At 56.8% G+C, this 26,633-nt stretch carries 32 protein-coding genes; 20 read left to right on the forward strand and 12 right to left on the reverse strand.

The features are described 5' to 3' along the window. Positions 1-55 precede the first annotated feature (55 nt). Together TRIHO_RS00380 and TRIHO_RS00385 are read right to left on the reverse strand one after the other, a co-directional pair. Positions 56-748: a flagellar hook capping FlgD N-terminal domain-containing protein gene (locus TRIHO_RS00380; RefSeq protein ID WP_082704967.1), complete on the reverse strand. Its 693-nt coding sequence runs from the start codon at positions 746-748 to the stop codon at positions 56-58. 4 nt (positions 749-752) lie between these two features. Continuing rightward, the gene (locus TRIHO_RS00385; RefSeq protein WP_165595872.1) at positions 753-2,177 is read right to left on the reverse strand and encodes a flagellar hook-length control protein FliK; all 1,425 of its coding nucleotides are present in this window, start codon (positions 2,175-2,177) and stop codon (positions 753-755) included. A gap of 491 nt (positions 2,178-2,668) precedes the next feature. On the opposite strand from TRIHO_RS00385, the gene TRIHO_RS00390 reads away from it, so the two are divergent. The 6 genes from TRIHO_RS00390 to TRIHO_RS00415 all read left to right on the forward strand — a co-directional run bounded on the left by TRIHO_RS00390 (position 2,669) and on the right by TRIHO_RS00415 (position 7,222). After that, the gene (locus tag TRIHO_RS00390; RefSeq protein ID WP_068239146.1) at positions 2,669-2,959 is read left to right on the forward strand and encodes a rod-binding protein; all 291 of its coding nucleotides are present in this window, start codon (positions 2,669-2,671) and stop codon (positions 2,957-2,959) included. Further along, positions 2,956-3,324, forward strand: coding sequence for a flagellar biosynthesis protein FlgN (locus TRIHO_RS00395; protein ID WP_068239149.1), 369 nt, complete (start codon positions 2,956-2,958; stop codon positions 3,322-3,324). The genes TRIHO_RS00390 and TRIHO_RS00395 overlap by 4 nt, the downstream gene beginning before the upstream one ends. Before the next feature lie 215 nt (positions 3,325-3,539). Then, positions 3,540-4,388, forward strand: a complete 849-nt coding sequence (locus TRIHO_RS00400) for a flagellin N-terminal helical domain-containing protein (protein WP_068239151.1) — start codon at positions 3,540-3,542, stop codon at positions 4,386-4,388. 82 nt (positions 4,389-4,470) lie between these two features. Continuing rightward, the gene (gene flaF, locus TRIHO_RS00405) at positions 4,471-4,842 is read left to right on the forward strand and encodes a flagellar biosynthesis regulator FlaF (protein WP_068239153.1); all 372 of its coding nucleotides are present in this window, start codon (positions 4,471-4,473) and stop codon (positions 4,840-4,842) included. Positions 4,843-4,844: 2 nt separating this feature from the next. After that, complete coding sequence (flbT, locus tag TRIHO_RS00410) at positions 4,845-5,249, forward strand: flagellar biosynthesis repressor FlbT (RefSeq protein ID WP_068239155.1); 405 nt, start codon at positions 4,845-4,847, stop codon at positions 5,247-5,249. Then, positions 5,246-7,222 (forward strand): DUF1217 domain-containing protein, encoded by a 1,977-nt coding sequence (locus TRIHO_RS00415; RefSeq protein WP_068239162.1) that lies wholly within the window; start codon positions 5,246-5,248, stop codon positions 7,220-7,222. Before flbT ends, TRIHO_RS00415 begins: the two co-directional genes overlap by 4 nt. Positions 7,223-7,335: 113 nt before the next feature. Here TRIHO_RS00415 and TRIHO_RS00420 read toward each other — a convergent pair whose 3' ends face one another. Next, positions 7,336-8,664 carry a FliI/YscN family ATPase gene (locus tag TRIHO_RS00420; protein WP_068239164.1) on the reverse strand — a complete coding sequence of 443 codons (1,329 nt, stop codon included), beginning with the start codon at positions 8,662-8,664 and terminating at the stop codon, positions 7,336-7,338. Positions 8,665-8,752: 88 nt separating this feature from the next. Between TRIHO_RS00420 and TRIHO_RS00425 the strand changes: the two genes are divergently transcribed. The 9 genes from TRIHO_RS00425 to TRIHO_RS00465 are packed head-to-tail and all read left to right on the forward strand — an operon-like array spanning position 8,753 to position 13,344. After that, positions 8,753-9,142: a FlgB family protein gene (locus TRIHO_RS00425; protein WP_068239886.1), complete on the forward strand. Its 390-nt coding sequence runs from the start codon at positions 8,753-8,755 to the stop codon at positions 9,140-9,142. A gap of 15 nt (positions 9,143-9,157) precedes the next feature. Continuing rightward, positions 9,158-9,550 carry a flagellar basal body rod protein FlgC gene (flgC, locus tag TRIHO_RS00430; RefSeq protein WP_068239166.1) on the forward strand — a complete coding sequence of 131 codons (393 nt, stop codon included), beginning with the start codon at positions 9,158-9,160 and terminating at the stop codon, positions 9,548-9,550. A gap of 23 nt (positions 9,551-9,573) precedes the next feature. After that, positions 9,574-9,870 (forward strand): flagellar hook-basal body complex protein FliE, encoded by a 297-nt coding sequence (fliE, locus tag TRIHO_RS00435; RefSeq protein ID WP_068239167.1) that lies wholly within the window; start codon positions 9,574-9,576, stop codon positions 9,868-9,870. A gap of 3 nt (positions 9,871-9,873) precedes the next feature. Further along, on the forward strand, positions 9,874-10,146 hold the full coding sequence (locus tag TRIHO_RS00440) for a flagellar biosynthetic protein FliQ (protein WP_068239168.1): 273 nt from the start codon (positions 9,874-9,876) through the stop codon (positions 10,144-10,146). Next, positions 10,146-10,862, forward strand: a complete 717-nt coding sequence (locus TRIHO_RS00445; RefSeq protein WP_068239169.1) for a flagellar hook-basal body complex protein — start codon at positions 10,146-10,148, stop codon at positions 10,860-10,862. The genes TRIHO_RS00440 and TRIHO_RS00445 overlap by 1 nt, the downstream gene beginning before the upstream one ends. A 9-nt stretch (positions 10,863-10,871) precedes the next feature. Then, complete coding sequence (gene flgG / locus TRIHO_RS00450; protein ID WP_068239175.1) at positions 10,872-11,657, forward strand: flagellar basal-body rod protein FlgG; 786 nt, start codon at positions 10,872-10,874, stop codon at positions 11,655-11,657. Then, complete coding sequence (gene flgA / locus TRIHO_RS00455) at positions 11,658-12,077, forward strand: flagellar basal body P-ring formation chaperone FlgA (protein ID WP_068239177.1); 420 nt, start codon at positions 11,658-11,660, stop codon at positions 12,075-12,077. It begins immediately after the preceding gene. After that, positions 12,077-12,814 carry a flagellar basal body L-ring protein FlgH gene (gene flgH, locus TRIHO_RS00460; protein WP_068239181.1) on the forward strand — a complete coding sequence of 246 codons (738 nt, stop codon included), beginning with the start codon at positions 12,077-12,079 and terminating at the stop codon, positions 12,812-12,814. Before flgA ends, flgH begins: the two co-directional genes overlap by 1 nt. 11 nt (positions 12,815-12,825) lie before the next feature. Further along, entirely contained in the window at positions 12,826-13,344 is a 519-nt protein-coding gene (locus tag TRIHO_RS00465) for a flagellar basal body-associated protein FliL (RefSeq protein ID WP_068239184.1), read from the forward strand. Positions 13,345-13,467: 123 nt separating this feature from the next. On the opposite strand, the gene TRIHO_RS00470 is transcribed toward TRIHO_RS00465, so the two are convergent. Genes TRIHO_RS00470 through flhA form a run of 4 tightly spaced genes read right to left on the reverse strand, consistent with a single transcriptional unit; the run spans position 13,468 to position 17,772 of the window. Further along, a complete protein-coding gene (locus tag TRIHO_RS00470) occupies positions 13,468-13,872 on the reverse strand; it encodes a hypothetical protein (RefSeq protein WP_068239188.1) in 405 nt (134 codons plus the stop codon). Next, positions 13,869-14,960, reverse strand: a complete 1,092-nt coding sequence (flhB, locus tag TRIHO_RS00475) for a flagellar type III secretion system protein FlhB (protein ID WP_068239189.1) — start codon at positions 14,958-14,960, stop codon at positions 13,869-13,871. Before flhB ends, TRIHO_RS00470 begins: the two co-directional genes overlap by 4 nt. Continuing rightward, positions 14,957-15,736, reverse strand: a complete 780-nt coding sequence (locus tag TRIHO_RS00480; protein WP_068239191.1) for a flagellar biosynthetic protein FliR — start codon at positions 15,734-15,736, stop codon at positions 14,957-14,959. The genes flhB and TRIHO_RS00480 overlap by 4 nt, the downstream gene beginning before the upstream one ends. Then, positions 15,733-17,772: a flagellar biosynthesis protein FlhA gene (flhA, locus tag TRIHO_RS00485; RefSeq protein ID WP_232367676.1), complete on the reverse strand. Its 2,040-nt coding sequence runs from the start codon at positions 17,770-17,772 to the stop codon at positions 15,733-15,735. Before flhA ends, TRIHO_RS00480 begins: the two co-directional genes overlap by 4 nt. On the opposite strand from flhA, the gene TRIHO_RS24100 reads away from it, so the two are divergent. After that, a complete protein-coding gene (locus tag TRIHO_RS24100; RefSeq protein ID WP_232367681.1) occupies positions 17,654-17,917 on the forward strand; it encodes a hypothetical protein in 264 nt (87 codons plus the stop codon). The genes flhA and TRIHO_RS24100 overlap by 119 nt on opposite strands. Before the next feature lie 281 nt (positions 17,918-18,198). Here TRIHO_RS24100 and TRIHO_RS00490 read toward each other — a convergent pair whose 3' ends face one another. The 5 genes from TRIHO_RS00490 to TRIHO_RS00510 all read right to left on the reverse strand — a co-directional run bounded on the left by TRIHO_RS00490 (position 18,199) and on the right by TRIHO_RS00510 (position 23,196). Beyond that, entirely contained in the window at positions 18,199-20,640 is a 2,442-nt protein-coding gene (locus tag TRIHO_RS00490) for a hypothetical protein (RefSeq protein ID WP_082704969.1), read from the reverse strand. Continuing rightward, positions 20,637-21,506: a flagellar motor stator protein MotA gene (gene motA / locus TRIHO_RS00495; RefSeq protein ID WP_068239195.1), complete on the reverse strand. Its 870-nt coding sequence runs from the start codon at positions 21,504-21,506 to the stop codon at positions 20,637-20,639. Before motA ends, TRIHO_RS00490 begins: the two co-directional genes overlap by 4 nt. Before the next feature lie 74 nt (positions 21,507-21,580). Then, positions 21,581-22,192: a MotE family protein gene (locus TRIHO_RS00500; RefSeq protein WP_068239196.1), complete on the reverse strand. Its 612-nt coding sequence runs from the start codon at positions 22,190-22,192 to the stop codon at positions 21,581-21,583. Next, on the reverse strand, positions 22,192-22,662 hold the full coding sequence (locus TRIHO_RS00505; RefSeq protein ID WP_068239197.1) for a hypothetical protein: 471 nt from the start codon (positions 22,660-22,662) through the stop codon (positions 22,192-22,194). The genes TRIHO_RS00500 and TRIHO_RS00505 overlap by 1 nt, the downstream gene beginning before the upstream one ends. Before the next feature lie 9 nt (positions 22,663-22,671). Then, positions 22,672-23,196: a flagellar basal body-associated FliL family protein gene (locus TRIHO_RS00510; RefSeq protein ID WP_068239198.1), complete on the reverse strand. Its 525-nt coding sequence runs from the start codon at positions 23,194-23,196 to the stop codon at positions 22,672-22,674. 119 nt (positions 23,197-23,315) lie between these two features. Here TRIHO_RS00510 and fliF point away from each other — a divergent pair, with 119 nt between their 5' ends. Genes fliF through fliP form a run of 4 tightly spaced genes read left to right on the forward strand, consistent with a single transcriptional unit; the run spans position 23,316 to position 26,626 of the window. Further along, a complete protein-coding gene (gene fliF / locus TRIHO_RS00515) occupies positions 23,316-24,998 on the forward strand; it encodes a flagellar basal-body MS-ring/collar protein FliF (protein ID WP_068239890.1) in 1,683 nt (560 codons plus the stop codon). Further along, positions 24,998-25,594, forward strand: coding sequence for an ABC transporter ATP-binding protein (locus TRIHO_RS00520; protein WP_068239199.1), 597 nt, complete (start codon positions 24,998-25,000; stop codon positions 25,592-25,594). Before fliF ends, TRIHO_RS00520 begins: the two co-directional genes overlap by 1 nt. Beyond that, positions 25,587-25,883, forward strand: coding sequence for a FliM/FliN family flagellar motor switch protein (locus TRIHO_RS00525; protein WP_068239201.1), 297 nt, complete (start codon positions 25,587-25,589; stop codon positions 25,881-25,883). The genes TRIHO_RS00520 and TRIHO_RS00525 overlap by 8 nt, the downstream gene beginning before the upstream one ends. Next, positions 25,880-26,626, forward strand: coding sequence for a flagellar type III secretion system pore protein FliP (gene fliP / locus TRIHO_RS00530; protein ID WP_068239203.1), 747 nt, complete (start codon positions 25,880-25,882; stop codon positions 26,624-26,626). Before TRIHO_RS00525 ends, fliP begins: the two co-directional genes overlap by 4 nt. Positions 26,627-26,633: the final 7 nt, after the last annotated feature.

Consider the following 26,633-nt stretch of genomic DNA (forward strand, 5'->3'; position numbering starts at 1 on the left):
ATCGGATCTCCGCCTCTCCCCGGCGATCATGGGGATCGGTCCCAAACGCCTGTATTCAGGAAGCACCCGCGAGGGTGTCGCGTTCCCGCAGGGCCGTGACCGAAGTGGCCAGAATGGCGCTTCCGCTTTCCATGATCAAGGCGACCTCGCCCTCAATGTTCTGGGTTTCCTTTACCAGACCATACACTTCGGCAATCTCGGAGAGGATCACTTTGTCTTTCGAGTAGCTTTCAACGACGAAGGTATAATTGCCCTTCTCCAGCATATCGCCATCCTTGCCTTCGCCATTCCACATGTAGGGTTCTGCGGAGACAGGCAGATCGATACGACCAACCTCTGATTCGGCCTCATCAAAAATGACGAGCTGGACAGTATCTGCGACTGCAGCAGGATTCGGAGCCACGGCGATGGGTGTCGACCCATCATAATGCGCCGCGGCCTGTGCCCGCACTTCCTTGCCCACCCAGCCGGTCAGCTGAGACATGTTGGTCAGGGACAATTGCGTCAGCATGCTGCCGAGCGTGTCATTGGTCAGGACCTGCTGTTCCACCGAGGAGAACTGCGCCAGCTGGGCCGTGTAATCCGAAGCGTCCATCGGCTCCAGCGGATCCTGATATTTAGCTTGTGTCGTCATCAGGTTGAGGAACGTTTGAAAATCAGAGGTCAGCGCCGCAGTTGCCGATTGGGTTGCGGTCGATTTCGTCGCACCGGCAGCGGTCGCGGCGGTCAAAGCGGAAACGTCAGTCATTCTACTAAATCCTTATGTCCAGCCCGTCGGCCGATATGTTGAGGTGTTGTGCCAGAGGCAGCGTGTCCGCCTCCATGGCGTCGCCATCGCCCGATCCGGATGATCCACCGGAGCGGCCGGAGGTTTCCGTATCATCAGACTGGCCCGGACGGGTGTCAGAGCCGAATTGGAAGGAAATATCGGAAAAGCCCATTTCCTTGAATTCGCGTGCAAGATCCTGGATATGACGACGCATCAGATCTTCTGTCTCAGGCCGTTCCGCCTGAATGAAAACCATCACACCGGTGTCGGTGGTGGACACACGCATATTGACGTGGCCAAGTTCCCGCGGGTTCAGAGAAACATCCACATTCCGTTTGCCATTGGTTGCAACCGCCTCAGCAAGCTGTTGGGCGACATGACGGGGTGTTTCGGCCCGAAAACTCGACGCTCCCGAACGCACCGAAGCCTCGGCCAGCAACTGCGGAAGCGCAAAACTCTCCGCGCCCCGCTGGGTCAGCACATCGTCGCCCGTCGCGCCACCGTCTGCATTCGCAAAGACCTCGGACACCACGGCGGACGTGTTTTTCAACATCGCTTCTGCATTGATCTGCTGCGCCGTTTGCAGGCTAGTGTTGGCCGATACACCTCCCGTGGTCCGATTTGACGCCAAGGCCTGGGTCCGCACATCAAATGACGCCGCATATGTCTGTGCCTGACCGGACGCTTGCGCGGCAGCTGCCGCCGGGACCTGGTCACCGGTACGCCCAGAACCCGGCGTCAACGCCGGTGTTGTCGCCGACGGGGTCGGGGGTCGGGCCTCATTTGGAATGGGCGTGGCTGTGGCGGCTGTCACGTCCGGCTTTCGCCCGGACGTATTTTGCCCCTCAGTTGGCATTACACCAAGCGGCGTCCCTTTCGGTAAGTCGCGCCCCTCACTCGGCATCCCACCAAGCGGGGTTCCTTTGGACAAGGCCTGTGCACGGCTGTCGGGCTGGCCGTCGGTCGCCGCAGCGTCATCAACGAGGGTCCCGGCAAGCAGCGCGGACGAACCCTCGGGCGTTTTTCCCGCCGCTGATTGCGTATTGAGGGCAACGACATTGGCGCCATCCAGTCCGCCGCCGCGCCCGGCCACGCCGGTCGCAGGCGTGTTTGACGCAGCCATGGCACCGGATTGGGCGCGCTCATCTTCACCGGTCTGAATGTTTGGGCGATCCGCTGTGGATTTATCCGCCAGCTCGGCAGGCGACGTTGCAACATTCGACGGCTCTCTATCAGCGGCCGTCATTTGCCCTTGCTGAATGTTGCCGCCCTCGCCCCCTTTCGGGGCTACGGTGTCAGCCGGCAGTCGCGTGATCGCGTCTGCCTCTTCGGGGGCATCCACATCACCCGCCTGCCATGCCAGAGCCGTTTCAGATGAACCGGCAGCGGCGTCGATCCTGACTCCCACGCCCGCGGCTTCGGGCTGAGCCTTTGTCAGCTGCGGATCTTGCCCTGTGAACGCGAAATCGTCGTGAGACAGCTCTGCGGCCGCAGGATCATCCGCCAGCCCGTTCCCGGTTTTTTCAGGTGCAGGATCGCCGTGTCTCGATTCTTCATGCGGTGGGGGATTTTCAGACCCATCAGAAGCGGGCGCGCTGTTGCCCTTAGATTCTGGCTCAAATGATGCGGCTTCGGGATTTTGCTTTGCTTCATCTGGCGAACGGTTCACGACCGCCTCGAACGACTCGCCGGAGCGGCGGGACGACTGGGAGCGTTGCGTCGACTCGCCTGGCGTACTGCCAACCGACTGTGTCGAAAGGATATTCGTAATCATTTTCCACCGGATGTTCTATCTCGTGTGACCCATGATTATCGCAAATCAGTTACGTTATTTTTAACCGCTTTTTGCGAAAACTGAAAAATCGAAGAATTCGACACAAATGAAGGACAGAGGCAAAAATGCCTATACCAAGTGTTTCGCTCCCCGCGTCGGTCGCCCCGTTGCAGAACGCCGCAGATCAAAAAGATGCAGCTCTTCGACAGGCTGCACTCGACCTAGAAGCATCCTTTCTTTCCGAAATGCTAAAAGCAGCCGGCCTTGGCAAGGCGCCAGAAGCCTTTGGCGGTGGCGCTGGCGAAGATCAGTTTGCCGGGCTTCTGGTCAATGAACAGGCCCGCGCCATGGCCGAGAGCGGCGGCATCGGACTCGCCGAATCCATCTACAACTCACTGAAGGACACTCAGGAATGACCATGCTGACTGACCAAACCCCACAGGCCCTCATCCTCGCACTTGACGAGATTCTGGATGAGGAACGCGCCGCCCTTAAAGCGGGTGAACTTCACAAACTGGAAGCACTTGTTGCCCGCAAAGAGATCTTGTTCGACCAGCTCAACGCAATCCAGGATCTGGAGCAGGCGGCGCTCATCGGTGTGAACAACAAAGTTTCCCGCAACCAGGAGCTGTTGAGCAGCGCGATGCAGGGGATCAAGGCCGTGGCCAACCGGATGTCAGAGTTGCGCAAGGTTCGCCGTGGGTTGGAGGTCTATAACTACGCAGGACAGAAAACGCGGTACACAACCAGAGGCAGTGTGCGTCTCGAAAAGCGCGCATAAACCACCGGGAATTGGAGACAATTTTAAAAATGCAAATTGGACCATTAGCACTCTCTTAGCACCTGATAGCACAAGGTCGCGTTGCATCTCGACTGAGGTGGCGCGGATACCGAAAGGTGAAGCACGGTCAGAAAGACGACAGAGAGAGCTTCGGCAACGAAGCTGGGATTTAAAAATCTGGGGCTAAATTGCCCTACATCAAAGGAACTCATGCTATGTCCAGCATTCTGACGAACAATGGCGCAATGGTTGCACTGCAGACACTGAAGTCTGTCAATGATGACCTGAACACCACCCAGTCCAATATCTCCACCGGTAAAGAAATTGGTTCCGCAAAAGACAACTCCGCTGTATGGGCGATCTCCAAAACCATGGAATCCGACATCGCCGGTTTTGAAGCGATCGAGGAAGGCCTTGCGATCGGCGAAGCCACTGTTGCGGTTGCCTCCGCCGGTGCCGAGCAGATCGTTGAAAAGCTGACAGAAATCAAGGAACTGATCGTTTCTGCACAGTCCGAGAACGTCGATCACGAGAAGATTCAGACAGATATCACATCGAAAGTCGAGCAGGTCGAGGCCATCATTTCCGCAGCGCAATTCAACGGTGCAAACCTGCTGGCAAGTGACATCGACGGCAACACCACTACTCAAATGGGTGTTCTTGCGTCTCTCGACCGTGAAGGTGCCGGCGGTACCGTGACAGCTGTGGAAATCACCATCGCAACTGTCGACTTCGAATCCAGTCTGGATCTGACCGCCGATCTGACGTCGATCTCTGACACGGACACTGCCGCGTCCGCGCTCGAAGACATCGAAACCTTCCTGCAGACCGCCATCACCGGCGCTGCTGCTCTCGGTGCGTCCGCCGCCCGTCTGGAAGATCAGTCCATGTTCGTGGCAAATCTCGTCGACTCCATGACCTTGGGTGTTTCGACAATGACCGACACCAACATGGAAGAAGCATCCGCACGACTGAGCGCGCTGCAAACCCAACAAGAACTTGCAGTTCAATCGCTAACGATTGCGAACGAAGCGCCGGGCTCGCTGTTGCAGCTCTTCCGATAATAGCCTTTCACCTGGGGCGCTCTCGCGCGCCCCAGGTTCTTACATCCTGAGAATCAGTGAAAATAATACGTTAGGATAACTCGTGAATGCCCTTCTAAAGGCGAAGAGCGCCTATGCGGCGGCAAAAGCCCCGACCCGTACAGCACGAAACACAGAGTACGAAATCCTTGCACGCCTCACTCATCGTATGATTGTGGCCAACAGCAAAGGTTCGGACGGTTTCAAGGAGCTTGTCGCAGCGGTTTCCGATAACCGAAAACTCTGGACACTCTTCACTTCGGATCTGGCCAAGGAAGGCAACAAGCTGCCGCCCGAGCTGAAACAACGCTTGTTTCATCTGGCCCGCTTCACGCGTGAGCACAGCAGCAAGGTCTTGGCTCGAAAGGCCACAGTCCAGCCGCTTGTAGAGATCAACACGGCCATTATGCGTGGCCTCAGAAGCGGAGCGTCCTGAAAATGAGTGGATTGGTCCTTAAACTCGCGCCAAAAGAGCGCGTCTTGGTCAATGGTGCCGTGATCGAGAACGGAGATCGCCGCAGTCGCTTGTCGATCGTAACCCCTGATGCGCATATTCTGCGTCTGCGGGACGCGATCCATCCAGAACAAGCGAATACGCCGGTGCGCCGTGTCTGTTATGCGGCCCAATTGGTTCTCTCCGGGGACGTCGACCCTGAGGAAGACCGTTTGCCGATGCTGCGTCGCATCGAAGAGCTGAGCCAGGTGTTTACAGACTCAGACAGCCGGGCCGCGCTTGCGGAAGCAACTGAATCGGTGATTGGCAACAACCACTATCGCTGCCTCAAAGCCTTGCGCGCGCTGTTGCCGCGGGAGGAACGGCTTATGGCCGTCAGATCGCAATGAGTTACACACCGCTTATTCCGTCATCGGGGGTCGCGGGCTGGAATTTTTTGCAATCGACCTATGACCGGCAGTACGAGGCTTTTGTCCAGGCCGGTCAGTTAAAAAACGATACAGAGTACTTTGCCGAGAATATCGGCAAAGTCACCTCATCCGATGATCTTCTAAACGACCGCCGCCTGCTTCAGGTGGCGGTCAAGGCGTTCGGATTGGAGGAAGAAATCAACTATCGCGCGTTGCTGCAGCGCACCTTGAACGAGGGCACAACAGCCGACGACGCGCTTGCAAACAAAATGAACGACGAACGCTATGTGAAATTTTCCGAAGCGTTTGGTTTTGGACCCGGACAGTCTGCAAAGACGGCGGACTCCAAAGCTATGCAAGAAGTCATCGACAGTTTTCAATCAGCCTCCTTTGAGGAAGCGGTCGGCAATGTAGACGAGACCATGCGCACCGCGCTTTTTGCAAAGCGCGCAATGCTCGAAGTGTTTGGCGAGCCGGACGAAGACGATGTTTCTCAGCTCAGCGTCAAGGAACGTGCGCTTCGGGAATTCGATCTGACATTGCAGGAAATCAACGGCGATGAAGACGAAGAACTGGGCGTAAAATCTGTTGAGGATCAATGGAAAGAGATTGTCCAGCGGGATGTACTGACCGATTTCCTCAACACGACGCTGCGGATGCCAGTCGCGACGGCGGGTCTCGACGATGATGAAAAGGTTCAGGCCTATCGCGACCGCGCAACGATCGTTTTTGGTAGCGACGACCCAACGGTTTTCTTCTCGCCAGACAATAAGGAGGCCGTCCTGTCGGCCTATCGTTCACGGGCAACTGTCGCGGGCGAAACGAGTGCAGATATTGCCAAGACGTCTGATCTGTCAGAGCGCATTCTCGATCAGCTGGTCGCACGCGGATCTGCCTTGAATGAGGAATGGGATTTCATTTCCCGACAGGAACCGCTGGCGGATTTCATGAAGATCGCATTGGATCTGCCTGACGACATCGCCAACCGAGACACGAGCGAAGCCATGCGGATCTATCGCGAAAAGGCGATCGAGATTTTCGGCACAGACGATCCGAACGTTTTCGCCAATGATGCCAATGTGGACGAAGTTCTGTCGATCTACCGCGAAAAGGCCTCCGAGTCGGGCATGCGCAACAGTGAAATTTCTTCCAATGTGCGGACAGTGGAAACGATCCTCAAATTCACCTATGGGGATGAAGACGCAATCACGAATGACAGCCCTGAACAAATAACAGCTGAAATCGATGCTGGCTGGTTCAGTGTCATGGGCCAAACCGGCGTGCCGCGTTTTCTGAACACCGCGCTTGACGTGAATGGCGCCGTAGACGACCTGATTGCCGCAGGTGATCTGGAGGCGGGCTCTACCTTTGATGGGCTTAGCATCGATGAAAAACTGAGCATTTACAAAGATAAAGCCACAGAGCTCTTTGGCACAGACGACCTGAAGGAGCTGACCGGCCCCTATCAGATCGGTATCGTAAGCGATACCTATCGCACCAATGCGGCCGCCAACGGTGAAAGCTCATTCTTCATCAACTACTACGCGCAAATTGCAGAGCGCGAGCTGGATGTGTTGTTCCAATCCGACGATACGGATGCCGAGCAGGCCTTTGAGGAGGCGTTGGAGCGCCTTCGCACCATGAATGACGAAGACGACGGCCCGAGTGCGAATTCTCAGTGGTTCACCATCATGGGACAGCAGGCCATGACCGATTTCATGCAGGTCGCTCTTGGGTTGCCAAAGGAAGTTGGGCAGATGGATATCGACCAGGCGGTTGAGGTCTATAAACGTAAGGCAGAGCAAGTCCTTGGGACTGACAAGCCATCAGAGTTCATTTCCGGCGACAAGATGGATGACCTGGTCAACCTCTACCTGACACGTTCCCAGATGCGTTCTATTGGCAGCGGCTACAGTTCTGGCAGCGCCGCGCTGATGATGCTGCGCCGGTAACACCCTTTGCCAGATTGGAAAATGCCCCCGGACAAACCGGGGGCATTAAATCTGCAGGAGCGCTACCGAAGCGCAGGCTCGTTGGCATCCCCGCCTTTGGGCAAACTGCGCCTTTAGCGGCCCGACCCGGCGCGTCGCAACAACAGCGCAAGCCGGTTGAAGCTCCCCTTGATCCCTTCCGGTTCCGCGCGACCAAAAAACGCGTCCAGCTCTGGCCAGATTTTCACGGCTTGGTCGAGCACTAGGTCGTTGCCCTCGGAGTAAAGACCCGCACGGATCATCACCTCGGATTGCTCATAGGCGCCCAGAAATTTGCGAACGGCGAGAATCATTTCGTTCTCTTCTTTTGTCGCGGCGGATGGCAAACTCCGCGAGACAGAGCGGGACACGTCAATTGCCGGGAAACGACCACGCTCGGCGATCTCCCGGTTCAGAACGATATGCCCATCCAGAACCCCCCTCAGGATATCTGCGATCGGCTCGTCCATGTCGGACCCCGCGACAAGCACGCTGAACACCGCCGTGATGTCGCCCTGCCCGTCGGCACCCGGTCCAGCACGCTCGCACAAACCGGTGATAAGCGGCGTCACGGAGGGCGGGAACCCACGCAACGCCGGGGCTTCGCCTGATGCCACCGCGATTTCACGATGCGCTTCAGCAAATCGGGTAATAGAATCCGCCATGAACAACACGTTGAGACCCTGATCACGGAAATGTTCCGCAACAGTCATTGCCGCCCAGGCGCAGCGGCGGCGGACCAGCGCGGATTGATCCGACGTCGCCGCGATCACCACCGCCCGCTTCATCCCTTCAGGCCCGAGAACCTCTTTCACGAAGTGGTTCACCTCGCGCCCCCGTTCCCCGATCAGCGCCATGACGACGACATCCGCCTCCATGTTCTGGGCCAGTTGCGCCATAAGCGTCGATTTGCCCACGCCAGAGCCCGCAAAAAGCCCGACACGCTGCCCCGTGACGATGGGCAAAACGGTGTTCAGAATCGAGAGGCCACTGGAGAGACGTTTCCCCAAACCCCGGCGCGACGCCGCTTTTGGCGGGCCGGCCATCAGGTCCCGATTCTCGACCCCACGCAACATCGGCTTGCCATCCAACGGCTCCCCAAATGGGTCAATCAGGCGCCCGATCCAGGTGTCATCCGGTGCAAAATCCGGCGTCGGGAACAGCAAGACCGCATCCCCGATCGAGGCGCGTTCAGGTGCTGTGTCAGGCAACATACGGATATGATCGGCACCAATTGCGAGCACTTCGCCGTGCAAATCGTCCTTTTTTCCGCGCCGCAGGACCAGCCTGTCGCCGATCCGGGCCTGTCGCTCCAGACCCGACACCTCGATCTCTCCGCCGGCAATTCCAGTCACGCGGCCCATCGGTGCAGAGAGCCGGGTATTTGCCAGCTCTTGGCTGAGCGCTTGGATCGATTTCATCATCTGTGGGTTCTCCAACCATCCTCTGAAAACAATTTCTAAAGGAATCAGGGTTAAGCCTTGATTGAAATTGATCGAGGGAGAAGCCCCGGTGTTCGAAAGACTGAATGTTTTTAATATCGCCTATTCCATGGCGACCCATGCAGGTAAGCGTCAGGCGCTTGTCTCGGAAAATATCGCGAATGCGGATACCCCCGGGTATCACGCAAAGGATATCAAACCGTTCAAAGAGGTTTTTGCAGCAAGCAACACGCAAGGCGACATGGTTTCGTCTCGCGGATCGCACCTGCATGGAACCGATGCCAACGGTCTTGATTGGGCTGTCATCACCGACGAGTCCAACGTCAATCCCAACGACAACTCCGTTTCCGTTGAAGAGCAGATCCTCAACGGCGTCGAGGCCAAGCGGCAGCACGATCGTGCCCTCGCCGTGTACCGGTCATCCATGAACATCCTGCGCGCCAGCCTTGGCCGCAGCTGATCCGGAGGTAGATAGATGAGCGATTTTGCAAAATCCCTGGCCGTCACTGCAAGCGGTCTGCGTGCCCAGGCTGCACGCCTGAGCCACGTATCCGAGAATATCTCGAATGCTGACACACCTGGATATCGCCGCAAAACGGTGTCGTTCCAGTCTGTGCGAGATCTGTCCACCGATGTCAGCGAAGTCCGCGTTGGCCGGGTTTCACTGGACAACAGCAACCTCGAAGAAATCTACGATCCGTCGCACCCCCTGGCCGACGAAAGCGGTCACTACGAAGGATCAAATGTCGATCTGATGATCGAAATCGCGGACGCGCGCGAAGCGCAGCGTACCTACGAAGCAAACCTGAAAATGTTCGATCAGACCCGGCAAATGTCGGCCTCACTGATGGACCTTTTGCGTCGCTAACCTGAACTGATTGGAGATCCAGAATGGATATTCGTTCGATTGCCGCCACATCCGGCTATACCGCTGCACGCCCTGCCACGCAGGTTGACCCAGAATACACCCCGGGTTCAATCCAGGAACAGGCCAAGACCAGCTTTGAAGATTTCACCAACACGCTCGCGCATAGCGAACAGGTTTCTGTTCAGGCGATGACCGGAAACGCTGATCCTCACGCTCTTGTGCAGGCGCTCGCCCAGACCGAACTCGCAGTGGAAACCGCGGTAACGGTGCGCAACAAAGTTGTTGAAGCATACCAAGAAATTCTTCGGATGCCGGTCTAGGCCATGATGAGCGAAGGCGTTTTCTACGACACCCTGCGCCAGGCCATTCTGACGGGCATCACTATGGCCCTGCCGATTTTGATCGTGGCTCTGGTCGTTGGCTTGATGGTCGGACTGTTCCAGGCTTTGACCTCGATCCAGGAGATGACACTGACGTTTGTGCCAAAGCTGGCCACGATCATGGTCGTCTTCTGGCTGACGATGGGGGTCATGACGCAAGCGCTCGTAGGTTTTTTTGACGGGCAAATTATCCCACTTATCCAGGAAGGTTTCTGATGAGCGAGATCGGCTATACCACCTTATCGCGTCAATCCGGCCTGCTGAATGAAATGCGGCTGGTGGCGAACAACATCGCGAACTCTGCAACCACCGGCTATCGTTCGGAAGGGCTGATTTTCTCGGAGTACGTGCAATCGGCTCCGGGCCAGGAAAGCGTTTCCATGGGGCGTGCGAACATTCGCAACACCTCGTTGGAACAGGGCACCCTGAGCCAGACCAATGGCACCTTCGATCTGGCAATCGAGGGCGATGGTTTCTTCATGGTGGAAACACCGGCGGGCAATCGTCTGACCCGTGCGGGCAACTTTTCCCCGAACGCACAGGGCGATCTCGTCACCGTTGACGGGTATCGGGTGCTGGACAACGGCCAGGCTCCGCTGTTCATTCCCGGCGATGCGCGTTCGGTTTCCTTCGGTGCCGATGGCACCCTGAGCGCCGACGGCCAGCAATTGGGCCAGATCGGTCTGTTTCTCCCGGAAGAGGAAGCTCAGATCCTGCGCGAGGACGGTGTGATGTTCCGCGTCGAAGGTGAAACTGTTGCCGCGACCGAAGCAAAGGTGCTGCAGGGCTTCGTCGAAGGGTCAAACGTCAACACCATTCATCAGCTAGCCCGCATGATCGAAGTGCAGCGGGCCTATGAAATGGGCCAGAGCTTTCTTGACCACGAGGATAAACGCATCCGCGCGGCCATCGACAACCTTATGAAATCATAGGAGATAAACATGCGTGCACTTAAAATTGCCGCCACGGGGATGAGCGCGCAACAACTGCGCGTCGAAACGATCTCCAACAACCTGGCGAATATGAACACCACGGCGTACAATGCGCGGCGCGCGGAATTTGCTGACCTTCACTATCAACAGGTTTCCCGCGCGGGCACCGTGAATGCTTCCGACGGTACGGTTTTGCCGACAGGCGTTCAGGTGGGCCTCGGTGTGCGGACCTCTGCGGTTTCGATCTATCTGAAGCAAGGTGCATTGTCCCAAACGGGCAACGACCTGGATATTGCCATCGACGGCAATGGGTATTTTGAGGTCACCCTGCCCTCTGGCGACACCGCCTATACCCGCGACGGGTCGTTCAAACGCTCTGCCGAAGGTCTGGTCGTGACCAACGATGGCTACCCCGTGTCGCCGGAAATCACCATTCCAGACGACGCGACCTCCATCTCTGTGAACGCAGACGGGGAGCTTTACGCCTATTTCGATGACAGCATCGAAGCCGAACTGCTGGGGCAATTCACGATCTCCGGCTTTACCAACCCCAAGGGGCTGGAAGCGGTGGGCAGCAACCTGTTCAAACAGACCGAAGCCTCTGGCCAGCCAGTCACGACGGACCCCGGCACAGATGGGCTTGGCACGATGCGGCAAGGGTATCTGGAGGACAGCTCGGTTGATGCGGTGCGTGAAATTACCGAACTGATCGAAGCCCAGCGCGGTTACGAAATGAACTCCAAGGTCATCTCGGCCGTCGACCAGATGATGTCGGCAACCACGCAGGTGCGCTAAATGAGATACCTGCTCGCCATCATCATTGGGGCGTTCCTTGCCCAATCCGCTCTGGCCGAGATCCTCGTGCCGGTCCGGACGATCCGGGCCAAGGAAACCATCACCGCCGAGGATTTGATGTTCAAGAATGTCCAGTCCCCCGGCGCGCTGAGCGACCCCGAGGAGGTGATCGGGCAGGAAGCGCGCATCGCGCTCTATGCAAGCCGCCCCATCCACGCCGGAGATATCGGCCCGCCAGCGATTGTCGACCGCAATGATCTGGTCAAGCTGGTTTTCCGTCAGGGTGGACTGGAAATCACCACAGAAGGCCGCTCGCTCGGCCGCGGCGCGGAAGGCGAATACATCCGCGTCATGAACCTGTCCTCGCGCACCACGGTCACCGGCCGGATCAGGGCGGACGGCAATATTGAGGTAAATTGATGAAACCCATTCTCGCAGTGAAATGTGCAGTTGTTGGCCTTGGGCTCCTTGGTGGATGCGCGCGCATGGATCACATTGGCAAACCGCCAAGTTTCACACCTGGAAATGAAACCCAGGAACATGTGGCGATGCTCTACCAGGGGCTGCCTTTGACCTCGCAGACTCAGCGGGCTGTCGACAGTGCGTCCCTTTGGAGTGGCTCGCGTCAATCCTTGCTCGGGGATCGGCGCGCCACGAAGAAAGGCGACATTCTGACCGTCGTTATCGAAATCGACGAAGAAGCCTCCATTTCCAACGATACCTCCCGCTCGCGCAACGCTTCAGAAAGCTTGCAGGTTCCGCAACTCCTGGGACTGCCGCAGCGCCTGAACGAAGATCTGCCAACCGGTGCCAGCAGTGCGGAACTGGTCGATCTTGGTAGCTCCTCGTCCTCCGGCGGCAGCGGATCGGTAAGCCGGAGCGAAAAATTGGAATTGCGGGTCGCCGCAACCGTGGTTGACGTGCTGCCAAACGGCGTACTCGCGATCAATGGATCGCAGGAACTGCGGGTGAACTTCGAACTGCGGGAGCTCCTCGTTTCAGGCTATGTCCGCCCGGACGACATTTCCCGTCAAAACGAAATCACCTATGATAAGATTGCGTCAGCCCGCGTATCCTATGGCGGACGTGGTCAGATCACCGATGTGCAGCAACCCCGCTACGGTCAGCAGGTTCTTGACGCTGTCCTGCCCTTCTAAGGATCACGAATATGTCAAAACTGCTCCCGATACTCATGCTGATCATTGGCCTTGGTGGCGGTATCGGAGCGGGCATCATGCTCGCCCCACCGCCCGAGGAGATGGAGCATGCAATGGCAGGCGACGCCGAGGGTCATGACAAAACCTCAGGCGAAATGGACGAGGATCATGCCGACGACACCGGCGATTCGGGTGAAGAGACGACTCCAAACGAGTTTATCAAGATCAACAGCCAGTTCGTGATTCCGGTGGTCGAACGTGATCAACTCGCGTCGCTTGTTGTTGTCTCTCTCAGCCTGGAAACCAAACCCGGCATGGCGTCCAAGGTTCATTCCTTTGAACCGAAGCTGCGGGATGTATTCCTGAGAGTTTTGTTCGACCACGCAAACATGGGAGGCTTTCGCGGCGCGTTTACCCGGTCTGAAGTGCTCGACCCGCTCCGCACCTCTTTGCGTGAAGAAGGTCGCCGCTATCTCGGCAAGGATCTGATTGACGTTCTTATTCTGGAAATTACCCGTCAGGACGTTTGATCCCGAGGGCCCGCCAATGTTCTTCGGTCCCTGAGGACGCCACCCAGCCAACAGCAAAAGCCGCCTTCTTTGTCGAAGGCGGCTTTTTGCGGTCGGGACTTTGAATTTCAATAGATGTCGATATCAGTCCAGGTTCATCAACCGATCAAACAGCATCTTGTTGCGCCGTTCTTTCGCGTTGCTCTTATGCTGATTTTCCATCGTCTCGACAGCGTGTTTTCGGCCAAAAGCCTGGCGCAATTTGTCCATAGCGCGCAGTTTTTTCGCCGTTACCTGCGCCAGTTCCGAGTTGATATCGCGGCGGGCGTTCGTATGCCATTTCTGCCACTGCAAATCGACGCCCAGCGCTTTCATTTCATGGCTCTTGTCGATCAGCTCCCGGGATTGCTCAACCTGTTGCTTCAGCATCGTCAGCTGGCCCCGCAACTTTGCCTCGTGGTCCAGGATTGGTTTCACCTTGGCATGCTCACGCAGGTAGACCGCATTGGTCACCGATCTCATCTGAGCAAGCATCTTGTCCTGTTTCATAGCGCGCTATCCTTTGCACGTTTTCGCATCTCTTCCGCAAACCGGACCGCTGCCGCAACTGGCGCATAATGTTCTTCCGCAATCTCTTCCCCAACCTCGACCGTCGCATAGAGGGCCCGTGCGGTTGGAGGATCGCTGTGCAGCGGCACCCCGTGTTCCTGGGCGATCTCCCGGATGATTGCAGCAACGTCATCGACGCCTTTTGCAACACATTCGGGCGCGCTGCCGGAAATGCGGCTCCATTTCAAAGCAACCGCATAATGGGTCGGGTTCACGATCACGACGTCAGCAGTCGTCACCGCTGCCTTGATCTGTTTTGCCACGATCTGACGACCCTTTTGTTTGCGCTGCCCCTTGGTATGCGGATCACCTTCAGAGTTCTTCATTTCATCCGTGACGTCTTTGCGTGACATCATGTTTTTGCGGATGAACTCGGCCTGCTGGAACGGTGCGTCGATCAGTCCGATCCCAAGCGAAATGATCAACGTCAGAAGAAGAAATTCCATACCAAGCTGAACAAGAAACGGCACCACCGTATAGGGGCTGGTCCCAACCGATGCGATCATTTCCGGCACGCGCCAGCTCAGATACACCCCAAGCGCGACAGAATAAAGCAGCAGCTTGGCAAAGCTTTTTGCGAATTCGAACAAACCACCACGTCCGAATTTGTTTTTGGCGTTTTTGATTATGGACAATCGAGACAGTTTTGGTTCGATCCGCTTTGGTGCAAAGACCATTGCGCGTTGCGCAAAGACAGCCAACAACACAAGAGCCGCGGGCATGACGAACCACGGCAAGACGGATTTGAACGCGGTGGTGATGAACTGACCCGAGATCGGCGCCGCCATACCCTCGCCAAAAAAGACGGGCGCCAAACGGTCTGGCTGGTCGATCATCGACATCAAGACCGTACCAAGTTGCTCGATACTGGATCTTCCAGCAGTATAGAACGCAATCAGCGTCCCCATATAGCCTGCAGCCTGAAGAAGATCGTTCGACTTTGGAACGTCCCCTTCAAGTCGCGCTTTTCGCAATTTCTCCGGTGTTGGCTCAAATGACTTGTCTGAGTCGTCTGAATCGTCGCTCATGGCATTCCCACACCTGGATCTGCAAAGAACATCAGAAGGTTACGGCTCCACACCTCAAGAATCATGGGTGCGCCGATCATCAACAGCGCCAAACCACCAAAGGTAATGGCGGGCGCCCCGATGAAAACAACCATAAGCTGTGGCATTGCCCTGTTCACCACGCCAAGGGTCAAGTTGTAGATCACCGCGGTGATCAGAAACGGGGCCGCGAGCGTAAAGGCGATGGAAAAGGTTTCCGAGACCCTGTGGACGCCCCACCGTGAAAAATTTGCCGCGTCGGGAAACTCTCCAACAGGGAACAAGTCATAGGATCGGATCAACAACTCTGCGGCGCGAATGTGAAGGTCCAGCATCACAGCCAGCGTTATCCCGGAAATCCACAAAATGGCGCCCAATGCAGGCATTGGATCGGCACCCGCACCGCCGAGAACCTGACTGAGAGATGTGCTCTGGGCTGCGATAGACCCTGCCGTTTGCAACATGTGCATGAACATACGCAGCGCCATTCCGAAGCCGAGGCCGACCACGACCTCTGTCGCGATAAGCCCGGCGTATTGCATCACGGTCTGCGGCATCGGTATTTGTTGGATCGCCGGTGCGACGATCGCCGTGAACACCAGCCCAATCACCAAACGGATCTGAGTTGGAACAAACGTTTCGCCAAATGCCGGCATGATCGAGGTCATTGCACCGACCCGCAGGAAGACAATGGCGGCATGCCAGAACCCGGCGCCGAACAGCGCCATAAGTTCCGGAGTGATGCCAACGAAATTCATGCGGCGACCATGCCGACCAATGCGGGACGTGCCTCGAGGCCGATTTCCTCGAAGGAGAGAACCGGATTTTGGATGCCACGCGATCTCAGGATGGTCCGCAGATACCGGCGACGGCGGGTCGAGGTAACAATCGCGGCAAAAATGCCTTGTTCGGTCACCTGATTTATCTTCTCGCTCATCGCGTCAACCAACTTGTTGAACGTGTCAGGCGGCAGCGCGATATCGAGGCCCGACTGGGTTTCGACCTGATAAGTGTTAAACGCATCTTCCCACTCCGGCGCGAGTTGCACCAAGGGAATAGTCCCATCATCGCGCTTCATTTCAGCAACCAATTGGAACCCAAGCCGCTGCCGCACGTGTTCTGTGATCAGTTCAGGCGCGGTGGTACGCAGGCGGGCTTCGGCAATGGATTCCAGAATGAGCGGCATGTTTCGGATCGAAACGCGCTCTTCGAGCAAATAGCGCAACACAGAATGCAGCGTATCGATCGGCACCTTGTCCGGAATAAGCTCTTCAAGCAGTTTCTTGTTGCCGTTGGCCCGGAACTCGTCAGTCAGTTCTGTCATCTCACGCAGCAGACGGCGCAGCGCTTTGAGTGTCAGCAAACGCGGGAAACTTTGCTTCACAACTTCCAGAAGATGGGTCGCGAGAATCTCTGGTGGCGACACAACGGTGGCGCCCATCAAGGCCGCGTCTTCCTGATGTTTGGTGGCGATCCAGCGCGCAGGCGCGCCATAGACCGGCTCCGTCACGTCGTTGCCAGACGGCAACGCCGCATGGTTGTCGGGCATCAAAGCCAGGACCATGTCGGGATGCAGCTCTCCACGGGCTTGTTCCACGCCTTGGATCCGAATGACATATGTTCCGTTGTCCAGCTCCGCTTCGTCCGTCAGTCGAATTTCCGGCAGGATCAGGCCAAACGTCGTCGCCACATGGGTCCGCATATTGGCAATTCGCGCATCCAGACCCGTGCCTGGATCCAGAACCATTGAGACGAGATCTTGAGAGAATTCGAGATGCAGATCATCCAGATCAAGGATATCGCCAAGAGCCTTGGTTTTTTCCGGAGATTTTATCTCTTCGACTTTTGCGTCGATTTCTTTCTGCTCATCCGCCGCTTTCTTCTGGTACATGCGGTAGGCCAGATAACCGAGCCCCGAACCGCCGCAGATAAACGGCAAAAAGGGAAGGCCCGGCACCAGCGCAAAGAGCGACATCAGGACGGCGACAGTCGCCAGCGCCCCGGGGTGTTTGCCCAATTGGGAAAAGATCGCTGTATCAGTCGCACCGGTCGCCCCGCCACGTGCCAGCAACAAAGCCGCCGCGATTGAAATGATGACCGAGGGTATCTGCGACACCAGTCCGTCGCCCACGGTGAGGATCGCATAGGTCTCAAAAGCGGTCCCAATCGGCATGCCGTGGACCAAAAGACCCATGATCAGCCCGACGATCAAATTCAAAAGGGTGATCAGCAGGCCGGCAATTGCGTCGCCTTTCACAAACTTTGACACACCATCCAACGAGCCGAAGAACGTCGTTTCACGTTGTTCTGTCTCGCGGCGCTCTTTGGCCGTCGCGTGGTCAATTGCCCCGGCGGACATGTCACTGTCGATCGCCAACTGTTTGCCAGGCATGCCATCGAGCGCAAAGCGCGCGCCAACTTCGGCCATTCGCGCGGCACCTTTGGTAATCACCATGAAGTTGACGATCAACAGGACCCCGAAGACCACAAGTCCAAGGAAGACATTGCCGTCCATCACGAAGTTCGCGAAGCCCTCGATCACGTTGCCGGCCGCGTCGGTCCCACTATGTCCCTGGCCGATGATGAGTTTTGTTGACGAAACGTTCAACGAGAGACGAAGCATCAACGACCCCAAGAGGATCGTCGGAAAAGATGAGAAGTCTAATGGGCGCTCAATGAATAGCGTGATCGTGAAGATCAGGATCGCGAGCGCGAAAGAGGTCGCGAGACCAACATCCAATACCCAGGCTGGCATCGGTAAGATCATCATGACAATGATCGCCATGAGCGCCATGGCGAGCAGTATGGTCGGGTTGAAAAGCTCTTTGACTGACAGTTTCGGCACGGATTTTTTCTCTTATTTGAAAGCGATCAGGAGCAGGCCGGACGACCCGGCCAATGTGAAGCCTGCCTTTTCGGTCCCGGTCGTCCGGGATTGAAAACGCGGTTCAGGAAAGCGACCCAACTCTCAAAACGTGCAGAATATTGTAGCGAAACGACCAAAGGCCGCGTCAACAAGCGAGGAGCGTGTTGCACGGCGACAGGATTGGCGGGCGGTTGCCCGGTTTTTATACTCGGTTTCACTGGCATTCTGCCTGTTCCAAATCAGGATTCTTCCCTGTCCCCCACGCTAGGCTGCGAGCCTTTACAAAGTGTTATCAGCGCAAAAGGAATTGGCCGCCCCTAGGAACGGCCAATCAACCAGTATCAGGCTTAATACTTACTCTTCTGGTGGTGTTCTTTCGACGCGACGCAGCAATTCCTCGATGGAACTTCTGGCCCCGGCACTGCTTTCGAGTAATGCACGTGCTTCGGCAAGAGGAGGCAAACCTTCAGGCTCACGCACCGCAGTATCGATCTGGTTTGTCAAATCCGCCACCGCCCGAAAGGGGGCCACTTCCGTGTCCAGACTTTCCGCCGATTCCAAATTCTCCGAATGCCAGAAACCCCGCGCTGCTGCGTTCAAATCCTGGGCAGACATCATGTATTCGCTCGCGCGCTCATATTCCTTGTTCCGCCACAAAGCACGGGCGCGCATGCGGTCTGCCTGCTCCCCCTCCAGCCCCATCAGTTCGACCAGGGCCCGCTGTGGCTGATCCATCGCAAGCAGCGCTTCGGCACTCATCATGCGGCGGTTTTCATTGTCAGGTTCCAAGCTCATTTTCCGCAACAGCGTCTCGGCTTGCTGCGGGAACCCCAAATCCAGCAGACGCTCCGCCACCAAATCTCCGACTTGGCCAGCGCGTGTCGCACCCGCTTCTTCGGCGAAAATCAGGGCATACTTCAGAAATGTCACATCGTTGGCATTCTCGGTCAGCAGGATCATGAGTGGCGCGTTAACGCTGTTGCGTGCCCCGATTCCATCTCGGCGTTCCAGTTTATCAAATCTGGAGAACGCCTCGTCAAAACGGCCGGCCAGGGCGAGTGCCGTCACTTCGGCCAAACGCAGCTCTGCCCCCAGTGCAGTATCTCTGCTTTCCAGTTCGTAGGACGCCGTCAGATCCGGGACATCTGGCGACAGGGCCCGGCGCTCCCGAAAGCTAAGATTGATCAGTTCGATCAAAGCCATCGGAGTATTTTCGCTTTGCTCCGCCACTTCTTCTGTCAGGTTTCGCGCCACGGCTTCTGTGTTGCCTTCAAGTTCAGCAATCGCTGCTTCTGCCAGATTGCGGTCCGGGACCGTTTCAATGCCGGTCCGGTCAACCGCGCGCAAGGCTGCTTTTGCCACATGAGGGTCGCCCGCCGTCGCAAAAAGCGTGCTCATGCGGGGGCCAAGCTGAACCCGCAGATGAGGCGGCAACTTCGCAAATGCCTGCTGAATGGCATCCGTATTTGCACTCTTCTTTACAACACCATCGGCCATTGCCGCCCAGAAAGCAGAGTCTCCGCCGCAGGTCTGTTGGCCGGTAAAGATCGTATTCACCGGCAGGTCTGCGGCATCAACAATGCTTCCCATTGTCATCATGATTTCGCGAGACGTCTCATCGAAACGATCTTCGGGGATCATCCGCATCGTGGCGCGGGCTTCGGCCCCGAATCCAAAGTATAGATAGGTCCGAGCCAATTTCAGCACGACATTGCGGTCAACCTGGTCGAACTCACCGAGCATCTTGCTTCGGAGCGCGCCAATCTGCTCTGCAAACGCAGCCTCACCGCCCCATTTGTGGATTGCAACCTCACGGTCCTGAATGCAGTGCGTGTCTTCAGAATCCCCGTCCCCACCAATGGCAAGCAATCCGGTCTCGCGGTCGATGGCAGACGTTACAGAGATGTTGTCCAAGGGGTTAAGCGGTCGGTTTTGATTGCCGCGTGGATTGAGCTGACTGTTTTCGCCGCTCTCTTCGGTCGTTTTGAGCAGCCCCTGTTCGCTGGCCCGGCCGATTTGCTGTAGCAAGCGAGACTCTGAATCATTCACCATCGCTGCGCGCCGATTCTCGTCGAAATCCATGAGAAGGCTTGCATCTGCGCCAATGGCTTCAGGCTCGGATTTACCATCTTCGGACTTTGTCGGTTTTGGCTCTTTGGGCTGCGCCTCTGCGACTTGTTTTGTGTCACCTTCGGCGGAGACGTCACCGAGGGTTCGCGCCTCTGACTGCATCAGAAGTGGCAGTTCGATTGGCCCCGTTTGCGAGGGTCGCTGCTGAGATGACCCAAAGGTAGCCTCCACAGCATCTTCGAGGTCCATTGCGACGCGGGCACTGGCCAGATCCTGCCGCCCCAGGTTGAAGCTGAAGCTATTGTTTCGAACCGGAAAGGTCAGTGGCAAGCTGGCCGGGTCGCTCGGTTCCGCCAGCGCCAAAGGACGCCCTTCCCTGACATCGAGCACCAGGTAGCCATCCGCCTGCTGGTAATAATCGACCACACATTCACAGCCCAATTCGATCCGGAGCGGCTGCCCCGGACCGTTTTGAGAGACCGTTTGAATGCGCGTGCGCGGGATGAGGTCAAAGATGCCCCGGGTATTGAAGACTGCAGTCGGCGAACCGAGATTGACGGTGGCGATTCGGTCGCTTTGCGTCAGCGACCATTCCACCCCGTCTGGAATTCGCATAACCAGTCGTGTGAAGTCATCATGCTCTCCCGAGCGCGTGACGATCGTTTGTGCTTCTGCATATCCGGCCACCACTACTGCGGCGGCAAATGCGATTGCTCGCGGTATCATGCTGCGTCCTGTTTCACCGAATTCAAGGCTTCCTCCAGCTCGGAGAACCCGGGCCGGATGTGGGATGGCGTATTCTGACGCCCCACTTCGATACAGATGGCTGCGGCGTGGTTATGAAGGTTCGCCACAAGAACCTCGCGGATCAGCTGGTAGAAATGCGCGTCTTCTTCAACGACGGCTTTTACCTTGCCCGCAAAAGGTGCAACCAGACCGTAAGACAGGAACACCCCGAGGAAGGTCCCGACCAAGGCACCACCAATCATCTTGCCAAGAACTTCAGGGGGCTGGTCGATCGAGGCCATAGTCTTGATCACACCAAGAACAGCCGCAACAATCCCGAGGGCGGGCAAGCCGTCCGCCATGGTCTGCAAGGCATGACTGGAATGCAGCGCATGATGCAGGTTTGCTTCGATCCGTTTTTCCAGCACCTCTTCAACCTGGTGCGGGTCGTCGTAGTTCATCGACGCAGACCGCATGGTATCGCTGATCAGGTTGATCGCTTCTTTATCAGCGAGAATTTTGGGGTACTTTCCAAAAACCGGGGAGTTTTCAGGGTCTTCAATGTGTTGCTCAACCTCAACCGGGTTGGCTCGGGCAATTCGGATCAAAGCAAACAGCAGGCAGAGCAGATCTTTGTAATCTTCGGGCAGCCATTTCGGCCCTTTGAAGACCTTGCCCATATCCTTGATCGTATGCTTCACCCCGCCCATGTCGTTGCTGATAAGAAAAGCCCCGACCGCAGCGCCACCAATCATCATCATCTCGAAAGGCAATGATTTGACGATGATGCCCAGCTTGCCACCTGCGAGCAGGTAGCCACCAAACACCATGGCAAAGATCACAATGATCCCTACAATCCCTATCATGGGTAAGCTCCAAATATTGTCACTGGTTTGAAGGTAGGCCAGTCATGTTAAAAAAGGCTGAGTGAGAAGCCGAGTTACTCCTTCGGCACTTCACCATTTCGTCCAGCCAGGACCACGCTGATGGTATATGCGGCTTCAGGACTAAGTCCTGCCATCACGCCAGCGGCGGCCTCCGGGCGCATCCGGGCCAGAAAACCGGCGGCAAAGCTTGGGTCCATCTCTTCAAACAGCGCGGCGGCATCCTTGGGCTTCATCTGTTCGTAAACAGTTGTCAGCTTCGACACGTCCTGCTCTGCGGCGCCATCAGCCAACGAGAGGGTTGCAAGCAATTTGGCTTCGGCATCCTGCAAATCCTGGAGCTTTTTTTCAATCGCCTGATCCGCGATCTCGAGCGCCTTCATGCGATCTTCGATCTCGGCCTCGCGATCCGCCAGCATCATTTCACGTTTCTTGAACGCAGCGATCATCGCCTGCATCTCGGCAGAGTTGGGCACGTCGGAATTGCCCGCCTGGCGCGCAAGGGTAGGATCGGTTTCGGATTTCATACCTGCGACCTCCCGTGCGATCGCAGGCGCCGCTTCGAGCGCGATCCGGACAACCGCAGACGCCATGAGGAAGACAGCGAGCAACATCAAAGTGCCGCGCTTGGCCTTGTGCATCTTCTTGGATTTGTCTGCCTTGGCCATCACGCTACCCGATTCTGATTTCGGTTGTGACGCACAAACATCAGTCCGGACGGCTTGGCTTCTTCCTGCGTTTCGGCCGCCTGAGGTACAGTTTCTGGCACATCTTCGTCATAAGCGACTGCAAGCGCATCGTTCTCCTCGGTACGCGGCGATTCGGCCTGAGACCGTGTCGAAGCCTGTGACTGCGGCGCGATATCATGCATCGAAGCCATCATCAGTTCGAGCTTCTGCGACACCGATTCGGCGCGCCCGGTCAACTGTTCCAGCGCCTTACTGGATCCGTCGGACATCTGCCGCGCGGCGACCAGCGATTTATTCAAGTCATCTACTTGCGAAGAAAGCACCGCGACAGCCCCACCGACCCCTTTTTCAAGGTCGTTGAACCGCTTCAATCGGCGCGACAGCACCAGGCAATAAAACCCGGCACCAAGTGCTCCAGCTGCAAGCAGGATATCAGCTATAAGTTCCATCCTGTCCTCCTAGTTGAGTACGAAATCCATGATCAGAAGATCACGCACGCGTCCTTGACCGGTCGCAATGTTGATCCGCCGTAGCATCTGTGCGCGCAGCTTGGGCAGAGCCATCGGATCTGTAAGATCGTCAAGCTCCAGCGCCCGCAGGTAACTGTTGAGGACATCGACAACTCTGGGGAGGACTTTTTCAACCTCGACCTGATCGGCCAGGTTGACCTCGAGTTGCGCACGGAACCGCAATTGGCTGATTCCGCTGGCTTTGCGCAGCGTAATCACAATTGGCTCCATTTCGATAAAGGCTAAGTTGGCGATTTCCTCCGCCGACTCACCCTTGTCCACGCCTTCTGGCGCCGCTTTGGCGACATCTTCAGCACTTGGTGCTGCTGTGTTGCCAAAGGGAAGAAGGCCTGACTGAACGGCAAAAAAACCGCCCCCTGCACCCGCAATACAAAGCACAAGCCCTATGATCAGGGGCAATTTGCTCTTCTTCGCGGATCCATCTGTTTCTATGTCAGCTACAGCGTCTGTCATGGCTATCCCTAAAACGTCGTGCAACTCGTTCATAACCCGACAGGAACTAACCGAATGTTAAGGCCAATCGGAGAAAAGGGTTGCAGGCCGGAGAGAACGCCGGTGCGACGGAGGTTAATGTGCAGCAGATCAAGAATGTCTGGGCAGGTTTGGACACGCGGAAGCGGATGATGGCAATCGGGGCGACAATCGCCGTGATCCTGACCTTTCTTCTCATGTCCATGGTGGCCAACAAGCCGACCATGCAACTATTATATGCCGGGCTGGAAAGCAGCACGGCCGGAGATGTTGTCTCCGCTCTGGAACAGAGCGGTGTCGACTATGAAGTGCGCGGGGGATCCATCTATGTCCCTGGCGCAAGACGGGATGAACTGAGAATGACGCTCGCCAGCCAGGGTCTGCCTGCGAACGGCGGCAAAGGGTATGAGCTGCTTGATTCGCTCAGCGGGTTCGGAACCACCTCTCAGATGTTTGACGCAGCCTATTGGCGCGCCAAAGAAGGAGAATTGGCCCGAACAATCGTGGCAAACCCACATATCAGTCAGGCCCGCGTACATATTGCCAATACTGGCAATAACCCATTCCAACGGACCATCGAACCGACAGCGTCGGTATCGGTCACGCCAATGGGCACACCGATCACACCGGCGCAGGCCAATGCCGTGCGGTTCCTGATTGCCTCGGCTGTCGCGGGGCTTGCGGTCGACAATGTCGCAGTGATTGACGCAAACGGCGCGCTGATCGGCTCTCCCGAGGCGGCCGCGGCCGCTGGGGCCGGCACAGATAACCGGACCCAATCGATTCGGGAACGTGTGTTGCGTCTCGTCGAAGCGCGCGTGGGCCAAGGCAACGCGGTCGTCGAGGTCAGTGTCGAAACGGTAACCGATACCGAGTCGATTCGTGAAAAGACCGTTGACCCGGAAAGCCGCGTCGCCGTCAGCACCGATGTCGAAGAGCGGACCGACACCTCGCAGAATCAGGCCGGTGAAGTCACCGTGGCCTCGAATATCCCCGACGGCGATGCGGGCACCGGCGAAGGGTCGCGTGCGAACACCAACGCCACCCGCGAACGCATCAACTATGAGGTTTCTGAAACCGAAAAGGAGATCATTCGTGGCCCTGGTGCGATCAAACGACTGACCGTAGCTGTCCTTGTGAACGGTGTGAGAACCGAAGTTGCTGATGGGCCGGACCAGTTTGAGCCGCGCCCAGAGGATGAACTGGATGCCCTGCGGGATCTGATCTCTGCCGCCATTGGCTTTGATTCGACGCGGGGTGACGTGATCACACTGAAATCAATGGACCTGCCGGACATTGAACCCAAGGGCACCGCTGCCGTGGCTTCTATGTTCGACAATCTTTACTTCGATGCCATGTCGATCATTCAGATGGCTGCCCTCGCGATCGTTGCCTTGGTGCTGGGGCTCTTCGTGGTGCGCCCGATCCTGGCTGGAAACGGCTCGAACGTTATGGCTCTGCCGTCACCCAATGGCGCGGCTGCAGGCGCAGGATTGCCGGATCTCCCAGATATGTCGGGTGGGGACGGCGGCTTCATGATGAATCCGAATCTCGGTGCCAATATCGCCCTGGATGGTGAAATCGAGAACGGTGACACTGGCCAATTTGAACCCATGGGCGGCTTGCCCGGAATGGGTGACGGCCTGGCCAACTTTGGTGCCGGCGGCGGCGGCATGGGAGGTGATCCGGTAGACCGGTTGCGCTCCATGATCGGCGACCGCCAAGAAGAGACCGTGCAGATCCTGCGCGGGTGGTTGGAAGAAAACAACGAGGAGCGTGCCTGATGACAATTGCGCATCTTCTAGAAGACTTTGGTATGAAAATGCCTGTTGAACCAGCGGGCACCTTTTCCGAGGAGGTGATCGAGGATGCCAAGCTTGTCTCCTTTGAGAAGGGGTATACGGCTGGCTGGGACGACGCAATCGACGCAAAAGACAAGGAGGTCACCCGTGTTTCTGCCACGTTGGCGGGCTCTCTCGAGGACCTCAGCTTCACCTATCATGAAGCACAGACTCAATTGATCGATTCGCTGGATCCGATGTTCAAGGTACTGACCTCCGTGATCTTGCCAGACACGATGGCAGCAACCTTTGGCCATCATATCATCGATCAACTCAACGATATGGCAAAAGGCCAGATCAACGAGCCGATGGAAATCGTCGTCGCAGCGGGCGAAGGCAATGCGGTCCGTGCACTTCTTGGCGACGAACCCAAGGTCGAAGCGCGCGTCCGTGAGGACGCAAACCTGTCGTCCGGCCAGGCGCAACTCCGTGTCGGCAAGAGCGAAAGAGAACTGAACTCCGAGGCCTTGATCGAAGCCATTCGTGATTCGATTGACGCCTTCTCCTATCAATTCAAAGAGGAAAGCAACTATGGATGAGACCGGCGATCTGAACCCGAAATCCGCCGATACCAGCAATCCGTTTGTCTCCGTTCCGGTCGAGGTCATAGTATCCGTTGGCAAAGCGCGCCCGCTGATCCGTGATTTGGTCAATCTGGGCGAGAACGCGATCCTGACCCTCGACAAAAAGGTCGAAGATCCTGTCGATCTTTATGTCGGCGACCGCCTGGTGGCGCGGGGCCAATTGGAAGAAATGGAAGGCGATCAAGCCGGGCAACTGGCAGTTCGCCTGACGGAAATCGCCGATTTGCAAAGCGGGCTGGGATGACACGGAAATTTTTCGCTCTGGGCGCATTGGCAGCAGTTCTGCTGCTGATGCAGCCCCAGGTAGCGCTGGCGCAAGAATTGAGCCTTAACCTTGCCGATGGTCAATCGATTTCGGCCCGTACCATCCAGCTAATTCTCCTGATCACCGTGCTAAGCGTCGCGCCTGGCCTGTTGATCATGATCACCTGCTTTCCGTTCCTGGTCACGGTTTTGTCGATCCTGCGCCAGGCAATCGGTCTGCAACAAGCGCCGCCAAATATGCTGATGATCAGCCTGGCGATGTTTCTGACCTACTTTGTGATGGAGCCGGTTTTTACTGAAGCCTGGGAAACCGGAATTGCCCCCCTTCTTGATGAGCAGATCGAGGTTGTTCCCGCCCTGGAGCGTGCCGTCGAGCCATTCCGTGTCTTCATGGCAAACCGGCTCGACCCGGATACATTCTATGCCATTGCGGATCTGCGGCCGGGAACACAGGGCATAGATCCCACAGAAGAGGCGCCCCTTTCGGTCCTGATACCAAGTTTCATGCTCTCGGAAATCACCCGCGCTTTCCAGATCGGGTTCCTGGTGTTTCTCCCGTTTCTTGTGATCGACCTGGTGACAGCGGCGACCTTGATGTCGATGGGTATGATGATGGTGCCCCCGGCCTTGGTTTCCTTGCCGTTCAAGCTGGCCTTTTTTGTCGTGGCTGACGGCTGGAGCCTGATCGCGAGCGCCCTTGTTCGAAGCTACTATCCCAACTGATCAAGAC

Origin of the sequence: Tritonibacter horizontis (assembly GCF_001518015.1) — a bacterium.
GTDB classification, from domain to species: Bacteria; Pseudomonadota; Alphaproteobacteria; order Rhodobacterales; family Rhodobacteraceae; genus Epibacterium; species Epibacterium horizontis.